Below are 8,957 nucleotides of genomic sequence, written 5' to 3'. Positions count from 1 at the left end.
CATGGGTGGCGGTGCGGTCGGCGGCGTCGGCGCTGTCGCCGTTGGGGTTTTTCGCCTGTTGCGCGGCGTCGTCGTGGTGCTCGTGTTTTTTCAGCGAGGTGTTGTTGCGAGCATTCCAGCGCAGTTGCATCCGGCCTTTTTTCAGGCCCGCCGCAACGCCCCGTGCGGCCACATTTTTGTAGCGGTCAACGTAACCGCTGAAGGTGTTGACGATGGCGAACAACGCATTGACGAGACGCGTCAGCGCACTGATCATCTGCGCGCCCCGCCCCGCCAAACGCGTCGCCAGATAGGCCACACCGCCCCCGGCCGTGGCAAAGGTCAGGACGATGGCGATCAGGATGTCGATCAGCAACTCCACCACGACCTTCGACAGCGCTTCGGCGGTGCTGCCAGCGATCACGCTGGGCGGCAGCATTTCCAGCCAGAGACTGGCCGTGCGCAACAGCAGACACAGGGCCGCTTCGTCACTGGCCAGCAGCTGGATTCTTGCCATGGCTTGCGGCGTTTTCTGCGCCATTTCCTTCAACGCAATTGCACTGCTGCCCAGTCGCGCAACAAACGCCTCGGGATCCTTGAGGATGTCCGAAAGCAGATTGATCCCGTCCCACACGCCCTCGATCGCCGCCCAACTCCCGGCCAGCAAGCCGTTGCCCACGGCGGTTGAAGAGGACTGCGACCATTGCGGCTTGAACCCCTCCCACTCATTGCGCAGCCACTTGTCCAGGTCCAGGGACAGGCCGTCGTAGGAGGAGAACAGCGCTTCAACCTGCGCCTCTGTGACCTCGCCTTGCACGCGCACGCGATAGAATTTGTCCGGCTCTCCCTCGAACTCACCTTTGCCGTCTGCGTCGAGGGTCACCGGCTTCGTCTCGCCACCCTCCACCGCAATCACATCAACCTTGATGTTCCCCAGCGGAACGTCGTACACCGACTCGAACTTGCTCTCGATGTGCAGGATTCCACCCTTCGGACACTGCGCCACGGTCGAGATGAAGTCGTCGTCTGCACTACTGACCACGGTGCTGGTATTACCCAGCTTGATCACCCGCTCCATGCCCATCAGCGAAGGCATGTCCGTAGCGCGGCTGACCTGATCGGCGGCCTGGCTGAACCATCGCTTGAGCTGTTGGCGGTACAGCGTGAGGGTGTCCGGGAAACTGTCGAGCTCTCGCTCAATACGGGTGACGTGATCCATCAGCCCACCGGAACATCTGGGGCCACGTAAAAAACCGGGTCGAACATAAGCAATCCTTCGCGCAGGAAATTTGGCGCAATGGACTTTGCGGGGGTTCAGCGGGGAAAGAAGTCAGGCAAGGATGAGGTTGCTGTAGGGCGTTTCGCTAAAAGCAAAAACGCGGCGCAGGGGTCGATCCCAGCGCCGCGCTCAGCAAACAGGTCAGTCTTTAATGCGTGCTATCAGGGGAATCCAGCGCCTGCAGTTTGATCTGCGCCAGCGGATGTCCGGCCTTCGCGGCGATGGTCCAGAACCGCGCCGCTTCAGCCGGATCCGGCGCCTTGCTCGGGCTTCCGGAAAGGTAGATCACGCCGACCTGATAGGCTGCTTTGCCATCCCCGCCCAATGCCGCCAGACGCAGAAGGCGTATGCCTTCCTCGCGAGCCCCCAGTCCGACGCCGCGGAAGGTCAGGATGTGACCATAGAAGCTCTGGGCACCGACATCGCCCAGGTTCGCCATGCGGGCAAACTGGCCCTCAAGCCATTTCCAGCCGCGCGGTTGACGCACAAACCATGACCAGTGAAACAGCCTGCGCGCGAGCCAGTACCCAGCCCGCGCCTTGAGTCGAAAAAACATTCAGGCTTCCGCCGATTCCGGGTATTCGTATTCGAAAACACGCACCACTTCCGAAGCATGCCACGACGCTGCTGCGACGCCATCGGAGGGCCCGGAAAAGCGCCCCAGTCGCTCGACGCATTCAAAAAAACCGGTACGTGGCAGGCGGCTGGCACCCTGGCTGATCACCAGCGAACTGCGCAGCGGCTGCTCGGCTTTGGCGTCCAGCGCGGCCAGATGTTCCAGTGCCGCGGTCAAGGTTTGCATGGCCGGTGTCGGCAACTGCAAACGCTCCAGCAATGCTCGATAAGTCAGTAGATGACGCTGCCGGCGCGCCTGATCCAGCTCACCCAGCAATCCATCCCAGTGTTGACGACTGATGCGTACGCTCACGATTCATCCCTCCACCCCGGCACCGTCAACTCCCAGGCCAGGCTGCGACGTATCGCGGCGTCGGGCAGACGCTCGCCACTTTCGATCATGGCCAGATAGGATGGGCTGATGCCTACCGTGCGGGCCAACGCTTCAATGGCGATGCCCTTTCCTTCGCGCAAACTGCGTAGTTGATCAAGACCTGGAAGGGTCGGGTCTTGGCTTGTCGCGGCCAGCGGCGCCGGGGCCGGGCTCGACGGTGCTTCTTTGATGCCTGCTGCTTTCAGTAGAGCCTGATATTGAGCCCATGGCAAAACCGCATATTCGGGCTCGCCTTCGCGTGTAATTATCTGAATATCCATGACTACCCCGTAGGACAACAACACTTAGCGAGTCGGCACTTTTCCCTAGAAGTGTAATCCTAACAGCGGCTAAGGTCGCGGGGGGTATCTATCTGAGGATAAGTCGGGGTCGACTTATCTTTTTTTCGGTCCCTGAAGGTGAAGTTGTTCCGGCGTATCGGGCAAGCGCTCAACCACGGCAAGCTTCTCCGGCAATTGCCGTTTACGCCAGGCGCGAAACGCGTTGAGCTCATCGTCGAGGACTTTCATGAGCCAGGCGAGTACGGCGATGTCATCGATCATGCCAAACAGAGGCAGGAAATCCGGGATCGCATCCACCGGGCTGAGGAAGTACATCAAACCTGCCACCACGGAGATCAACGCCTTGGGGCTGATGGACCGGTACTCGCCGCGCCAGTACGCCAGGCAAAGCGCCTGCAACAGACGCAAATCATCTTTAAGTTTGCCCAACCGGTTACCTTGGCTGGCACTTTTGCTGGCCACGGCGAACAACAAAGTCGGCAATCGCCCACGTGCGATCAGGCGCCCGGCCAGTGGCAAGAAACGAGCGAAACTCCAGGGTGCTTTCATCATTCCTCCCACTAGAATGTTATCCACACAAATTGTGGATAACCTTGTGAACAGACCTGCTTTTCACGGCTGAAAGCCCCGCAACACAAGGGCCGAACTTAGATCGGGCGTTTTTTACACATCAAAAAAAAACCCAAGATTTCATTGACTTGACAGCCCTGCGCGGTTAGCAGCGGTCCTACATTGGCTATGACTCCAGCCTACAGCATCTGTTCGCTTTGTTTATCCGCGCCAAATGCCGGATGCAACAACGCCCCGCATAAGCGAGGCGTTGTTTGTGACCCAGGCGCCGATTTACTTGGCAGCGTCTTCTTTTGCCGGATCTTTGATGCCCAGCAGTTCCAGGTCGAATACCAGCACCGAGTTGGCTGGAATGGCCGGGCTTGGGCTTTGAGCGCCGTAAGCCAGTTCGCTAGGAATGTACAACTTGTACTTCTCGCCAACGTGCATCAGTTGCAGGCCTTCGACCCAACCCGGGATCACGCCGCTGACCGGCAGATCAATCGGGCTGCCGCGCTCGACGGAGCTGTCGAACACGGTGCCATTGGTCAGCTTGCCGGTGTAGTGAACGGTCACTACATCAGTCGGCTTGGGCTGAGCGCCATCGGCTTTCTTTTCCACTTCGTACTGCAAGCCCGAAGCGGTGGTCACTACGCCAGCTTTCTTGGCGTTCTCTTCGAGGAATTTCTTGCCGGCGGCTGCCGACTCTTCGCTCATTTTGGCCATGCGCTCTTCGGCACGCTTTTGCAGTGCGGCGAACGCTTCAACCAACTCTTCGTCTTTGAGTTTCTGTTCTTTTTTGCCGACGGCATCTTCGATGCCCTGGGCTACGGCTTTGGAGTCCAGGTCATCCATGCCTTCCTGAGCCAGGCTTTTGCCCATGTTCAGGCCAATGCCGTAGGAAGCTTTTTGCGCCGGGGTTTTCAGCTCTACGCTGGTCTGCGAGTCGCAACCCGCGAGTACCAGGCCAACCAGGGCAACCGCCGCTGCCAACCGATGCTGTTTCATGCTATTTCCTTGTTCATGCGCCGAAAGGGCAATCGAGTAAAGCCGCGAGCTTATCAGGCCGCCACGACCAATGGCTACCGGCATGAGAGCAAGAGTTTTACGATAAGTTCAGGTGTTTAAACGCTTTTGCAGTTGAGCATGATGAAACTTCTGTCAGATTGATCTGAAGGAGGCAGTTCTGCCCTGATGACATATGGCGTAATGGCCTCTTGCCGCTAATTGGCCACTCAGGCATAACGGGCAAAAAATCGACAAGGATGTTCATCTTGCGCCTCCTCCTCCGCTTGCTGATTGTGGTCGTTTTTCTGTTGGTGGCTGGGCTGGCCGTGGTTCTGTATTACATCGCCAACCCCAAATTGCCCTTCCATTCGCCAGTGCAGCAAGTGCATTACCTGGATCAGTGGAGTGCCGAGGAACGGCAAACCTATTACTTCACGCCTCAGGGCACACAGGTCAAAGGCCTGCGCTACGAGTGGTTCCAAGCCCTCGAACTGCCGTTCTCGCAACAGCGTTTCGCCTCACCGCAATACCTCGCTCGCTTTGGATTTCTGATTGATCCCCAGCAAAAAGCCACGCCGAACAATCCCGGCAACTTGCCGGTAGGCTTCACCCGGCACCGAAACCCCGGAAGTTCGGAGCAATATCTGGACATAACTTGCGCCGCTTGCCACACCGGTGAACTGCGGTTAAACGGCCAGGCGGTGCGCATCGATGGTGGCTCGGCGCAACATGTTTTGCCTTCCAGCGTTCCTACGTTGCGCGGCGGGAGTTTCGGACAGGCATTGGTCGCCAGCCTGACATCTACCTACTACAACCCTTGGAAGTTCGAGCGTTTCGCCCGCCAAGTACTGGGCGAAAACTACGATGCTGCTCATGCGCAACTGCGCAGGGACTTCAAAAACTCGCTGAACACGTTCCTCAAGGTCGCCTGGAACGATACCCATCGCGGTCTCTACCCCACCGAGGAAGGTCCTGGCCGCACCGATGCTTTTGGCCGAATTGCCAATGCAACCTTCGGCGACGCCATTTCCCCGACCAACTATCGGGTCGCCAATGCCCCGGTGGATTATCCACAGCTATGGGACATGTGGACGTTCGACTGGGTGCAATGGAACGGGTCGGCGCAACAGCCGATGGCACGCAATATCGGTGAGGCGCTGGGCGTCGGCGCAACCTTGAGTTTCTTCGACGCCAACGGCCAACCCCTGCAAGGCGACGAGCGCTACGCCTCCAGCGTCCGCGTGCGCGACCTGCATGCGATCGAAGAAACCCTGCAGCGCCTGAAACCACCCACCTGGCCGCAAGCCCTGTTCGGCATTGTCGATAAACCGCTCGCAGCCAGGGGCCGCACACTGTTTGCCGAAAATTGCGCCGGCTGCCATGTCCCGCACAAGACTCAGGAAGGTGAGCGCTGGGTGCAACGTTTGCACATGCTGCCAGTGGACTTCATCGGTACGGATCCGAGCGCGGCGAACAATATCGCCAACCACCGATTTGATTTGACCGCCCTGCAATGGAACCTGGCAGAGCTGGAGCAGATGGACGTGAAGTTGCACCCCACGCCCAAGGAACCGCTGGACTTGAGTCAGCTATCGGTAGCCAGGGGCCTGGCTTATGTCACCGCGTTCGTCGAAAAGCGCGCTTATCGTGAAGCCGATGTCACTGCCCAAGAGAAGCCTCGGCTCGATGGCTTCGGCCTGCCTATCGGCGTTCGCGAAAAGGTCGCTTACAAGGCTCGCCCACTGGCAGGGGTTTGGGCCACTGCCCCGTTTTTGCACAACGGCTCGGTTCCCACCCTTTATCAATTGTTGTCGCCTCAAGATGAGCGATCCACCACGTTCTACAAAGGCACCTTCGAATACGATCCGCGGCATTTGGGTTATCGCACAGAAGCGTTCACCAATGGCTTCCTGTTCGATACCCGCATCACCGGCAACCACAACAGCGGCCATGAATTCCGCGCCGGCAAGCGCGGCAGAGGTGTCATTGGCCGACTGCTGTTACCCGAAGAGCGCTGGGCGCTGCTGGAGTACCTGAAAGTGTTGGGCGGCCCGCTGGAGGCGCAACTGCCATGATCATGACCACCTTCAAGAAGGATCTGCCATTGCTTGCCAGGCTGTGGTTGCGCCTGGGCCGATTGCTCGGCAAGTGCTTGCTGATCGCGCTCGGCATCGGCCTGCTGATCTGGGCTCTGACTACTGCGTGGTTCGTCTGGCAGCACCGTGGACCGGTTTCTGCACTGGAACAGATTCCGGACGACGAATCAGCCATGACCCAGGACGTGATCCAGACCGCTGTGCGCATCGTCGACCAGCACCGTGAGAGCACCCGTTATCTGCGCGACGCCCACGCCAAGGCACATGGCTGTGTCAAAGCCCAAGTGCAGGTGTTGCCGCAACTGGCGCAGGAACTGCGTCAGGGTGTATTCAGTGAGCCGGGCAAGGTCTGGCAGGCCACCCTGCGTTTTTCCAACGGCAATGCCTATCCGCAGTTCGACAGCATGCGCGATGCCCGAGGCATGGCGATCAAGTTGCTCGATGTTGCGGGTACGCCGCTGCTTGCTGACCGGCAGGGGCAGCATGAACAGGATTTTGTGATGTTCAGCCATCCGAATTTCTTTGTCAGCGATGTTGCCGAGTATCGGCAGAATGTCGCGGCTCAAGCCAATGGGCAAAAAATCATGGCGTTTTTTCCGGGATGGGATCCGCGAACCTGGCAGGTCAGCCACCTGTTCATTGCACTGGCAACGCTGTCCCCGCCGCCAGAAAGCCCGACGCAAAGCACTTACTTCTCTGTATCGCCGTACAAGTTCGGCGAGGCGAACGCGAAGTTTCGGGTGATGCCGGATCCGGATAATTGCCCGGCATACGTTTTACCCAGGCAAAACCGCGATCTGCCGAACTTTCTGCGCAATGCTCTTAACCAGCAATTGTCCACCGACCGGGTGCCGGCCTGCTTTGCCTTGCAGATCCAGCGCCAGGATGCGAACAAGTACATGCCGATCGAGGACACCAGCATCGAATGGCGTGAACAGGATTCCCCGTTCGAAACGGTGGCACGGATCACTTTGCCGCCTCAGGATTTCGATACGCCTGCGCAGAATCTGCAATGCGACAACCTTTCGTTCAATCCGTGGTTCGGGCTTGAGGCGCACCGCCCCATCGGCGGAATCAATCGGCTGCGCAAAGCTGTTTATGAGGCGGTCAGTGACTATCGACACAGTCGCAATGCCGAGGCTTCATTGCGCTGACTCGCCCCCAATGATCACAATCGCCGTTGGAGCCTGGACCCTGCCCTTTGCCCAGACATCGCCAGGATAAAGGACGCTCAGGGTTCCGGCAGCCGCCAGCCGATCGACAAACGCCTGCACACGCATCTCACCGCTCAGAATCTTCTGTTCGAAATCTTGATAGTCAGCGTTTTGGGGATCCAACTGCGCCATCAGGTTTTGCAGCTTTTCGGGTTCCGGTTTGGAGAATCGCAAAACAGCCCCACTCGGCGTACACAGAAATATCCGATGATGCGGTGCGTCGATAAAACGGCTTAACCCGATGCGCAGATCATTGGCAGAGAAAAAGTTTTTATAAAGCTGCACTTCCTGCTCGGGCAGCCTGTCATCAGCGATAGCGTTCATGGTGTGATAGAAGCCATGAATCCGAAACTGTGACGGCAGCAGCACGTTTGCCTGAGGCCCCTTGGGAAAGATAGTGTGCCGGTCAAAACTGGCGTAATCGCTCGCCACCGGTGCGGTGACGACAAAAACGTCCTGAGTTTTATGCTTGAGAATGATGCCGACGTGCTGCTGCAGGTGCGATAACTTGAGCATCTGTTCATGAAGATAATGAGCCACAGCACTGACATCCTTTAGAACCGGACCACAGACAGGCATCAACTCGATTGGCGGATTATGTTGCAGTATGTCGTTTCTCCAACTGGCTTTGAGCCTGCCCCTGCGCCTCCAGAGACTACCGGCTACCACAGTGGTTACCTCACCCGCCGCAACCGCCAGCAAAATCAGAACACTGCTCGGGATTGCACCTCTTTCATACAAACCCTCGAAGTTTTGCGGTCTCCCGTCAGGTTTTAGCTGAAGCCTTGGCGACAACTCCTTCTCGAAGTCGGAAAGGCTTGAGGTGTAGGCAATAAGCCCGCCATCACTGGCCGACAGATAACACCTGGAATATTGACGTCGCGAAGACATGACCGCGTGCAAATCGGCAACCGAATGGAAAAGGTTGCGCTGGTTCCACTCTACGGCGCTTTCGTCGAAACCTTTTGCCTTGTCGACGCGGGAGACCAGGCTCGCTTCAAGGGAATAGCCGCTGGGCACTTCCATCTCACCGAGAAGATTCACGGCTACGGTTAACGGGAAATCGCGGGGGAGTTCTGTGTCAGCAAGTTCATCGGCGCTCTTCACTTCCAGGGCACAATAAAAGCGCCCTTCCGTGTTTTTGAGGATGAAGCCGGTGAATTCGGTACTTCGCCGACCTTTCAACGACTCATGCATGAAGGCCGCTGCGTCATCACAGCTCAGAAAAGCCGGATTCGATCCTGCTGCCGGAGCGGCAGCCGATGACGAAACAATAGTTTCAAGAGGGAGGGTATTCATGTTTTCAGTCTCTCGGTAGATATCGAACACTTCCCATGACTGTCATGGAAACGTTGCCCATCATCCGAAAGCTGCGTGCCTTGCAGGCACTACATAGTTATATACACAGAATTGCCAAACGGCAGACAGCAAAAAGCCCGCATAAAGCGGGCTTCTTGTGTGGTGACCTGGCGTTCAGTGTTCCAGGCTACCGAATATGGCGCAGCGGACGGGACTCGAACCCGCGACCCCCGGCGTGACAGG

General features: G+C 57.8%; 8 protein-coding genes and 1 pseudogene. 2 read left to right on the top strand and 7 right to left on the bottom strand.

The genetic code is table 11. The features are described from left to right. The 6 genes and pseudogenes from D8U18_RS16645 to D8U18_RS16620 all read right to left on the bottom strand — a co-directional run. Nucleotides 1–1,198 (bottom strand): annotated as a pseudogene (locus D8U18_RS16645) (type IV secretion protein Rhs); the annotation flags it as partial. A gap of 208 nt (nt 1,199–1,406) precedes the next feature. Beyond that, nucleotides 1,407–1,814, bottom strand: a complete 408-nt coding sequence (locus tag D8U18_RS16640) for a sel1 repeat family protein (protein ID WP_056852910.1) — start codon at nt 1,812–1,814, stop codon at nt 1,407–1,409. Further along, nucleotides 1,815–2,186, bottom strand: coding sequence for a hypothetical protein (locus D8U18_RS16635; protein WP_003223109.1), 372 nt, complete (start codon nt 2,184–2,186; stop codon nt 1,815–1,817). It abuts the gene before it with no gap. Beyond that, nucleotides 2,183–2,527: a helix-turn-helix transcriptional regulator gene (locus D8U18_RS16630; protein WP_056852911.1), complete on the bottom strand. Its 345-nt coding sequence runs from the start codon at nt 2,525–2,527 to the stop codon at nt 2,183–2,185. Before D8U18_RS16630 ends, D8U18_RS16635 begins: the two co-directional genes overlap by 4 nt. 114 nt (nt 2,528–2,641) lie before the next feature. Beyond that, entirely contained in the window at nt 2,642–3,097 is a 456-nt protein-coding gene (locus tag D8U18_RS16625) for a DUF1232 domain-containing protein (RefSeq protein WP_056852912.1), read from the bottom strand. 294 nt (nt 3,098–3,391) lie between these two features. After that, the gene (locus D8U18_RS16620) at nt 3,392–4,105 is read right to left on the bottom strand and encodes an FKBP-type peptidyl-prolyl cis-trans isomerase (protein WP_056852913.1); all 714 of its coding nucleotides are present in this window, start codon (nt 4,103–4,105) and stop codon (nt 3,392–3,394) included. Between the two features lie 266 nt (nt 4,106–4,371). On the opposite strand from D8U18_RS16620, the gene D8U18_RS16615 reads away from it, so the two are divergent. Further along, complete coding sequence (locus D8U18_RS16615; protein ID WP_056853162.1) at nt 4,372–6,180, top strand: di-heme-cytochrome C peroxidase; 1,809 nt, start codon at nt 4,372–4,374, stop codon at nt 6,178–6,180. After that, the gene (locus tag D8U18_RS16610) at nt 6,177–7,355 is read left to right on the top strand and encodes a catalase family protein (RefSeq protein ID WP_131108027.1); all 1,179 of its coding nucleotides are present in this window, start codon (nt 6,177–6,179) and stop codon (nt 7,353–7,355) included. The genes D8U18_RS16615 and D8U18_RS16610 overlap by 4 nt, the downstream gene beginning before the upstream one ends. Here D8U18_RS16610 and D8U18_RS16605 read toward each other — a convergent pair. Continuing rightward, entirely contained in the window at nt 7,344–8,714 is a 1,371-nt protein-coding gene (locus tag D8U18_RS16605) for a hypothetical protein (protein WP_131108026.1), read from the bottom strand. The two genes, D8U18_RS16610 and D8U18_RS16605, sit on opposite strands and share 12 nt — an antisense overlap. Nucleotides 8,715–8,957: the final 243 nt, after the last annotated feature.

It is taken from the genome of Pseudomonas sp. Sample_10, from assembly GCF_004321495.1.
Taxonomy (GTDB): Bacteria; Pseudomonadota; Gammaproteobacteria; order Pseudomonadales; family Pseudomonadaceae; genus Aquipseudomonas.
The sequence above is the reverse complement of the archived record's forward strand: the minus strand, read 5'-3'. Positions and strand labels throughout refer to the sequence as shown.